This is a genomic window from Frigoribacterium sp. AC759, assembly GCF_979256015.1.
The window spans coordinates 1-765 of sequence record NZ_CEEDMT010000062.1; the positions used below are offsets into that span (position 1 = coordinate 1).

At 70.8% G+C, this 765-nt stretch carries 2 protein-coding genes; one reads left to right on the forward strand and one right to left on the reverse strand.

The annotated features are described in order from the left end of the window. Nucleotides 1-399: uracil-DNA glycosylase family protein (locus ACZ6JE_RS15090; RefSeq protein WP_464319460.1), on the forward strand; the 399-nt coding region annotated here is incomplete at its 5' end. Here the strand turns inward: ACZ6JE_RS15090 and ACZ6JE_RS15095 are convergent. Continuing rightward, nucleotides 400-765 (reverse strand): LysR substrate-binding domain-containing protein (locus ACZ6JE_RS15095; RefSeq protein ID WP_464319461.1); only part of this gene is annotated, 366 nt, incomplete at its 5' end.

Sequence of the window (765 nt, forward strand, 5' to 3'; positions counted from 1 at the left end):
ACGATCAGGCAGGGCGAGGACGCGATCAGCAGTGAGGACAACCCGGGGCCGACGGCGTCTGCGTTCAAGCGAGCACGAATCGAGTCGGGGCTGGGCAGGCACGTCTACCTGCGATGGAACATCGTCCCGTGGGCCCTGGGCCGGGCGCCGACCGTCACCGATCTCGACGACGCCCGCCCCGCCCTCGCTCAGCTGCTCGATTCTCTGCCGCAGCTGCGGGCGATCGTGACCTTCGGAACTCCGGCCCTGACGGGCGTGATGAGGTACTTCACCCTGGAACCGCGTGCGAGGGTCGTGCCCGTGCTCGCAGCACCCCATCTGTCGCCGGCGAACGCCACCCGCGCCGGCGAGAAGCACCTGCGGGCCGTCACGGCCCTACGGCACGCTTCGCTCCTCTGATCATCTCCGCGAGGAGTGGGGGCTGTGCTGCAACGCGGCGATCACGGCCAGGAGCTCCTGCGCCCCGGCGCTCAGACCGGCCGACCACACAGCGCGAAACGGTCGTCTCAGGTCGACGGCTGCCGGGACGGTGACGAGGCGCCCGGCGCGGAGGTCGTCCTCGACCAGCAACGAGCTGATGACTCCCGGACCCACACCGCCGGCGATGGCCGCCCGGATGGCGCCCGTCGACGACAACTGCGCAGCGGGTTCTGCCATCAGGGCAGGGTCGATCCCCAGGGCGAGCTCGAGGGTCCGGCGGGTGCCCGAGCCCGACTCCCGAGACACGAGCGGTGTGGATGCGAGATCCGCTGCCGTCACGGGTTC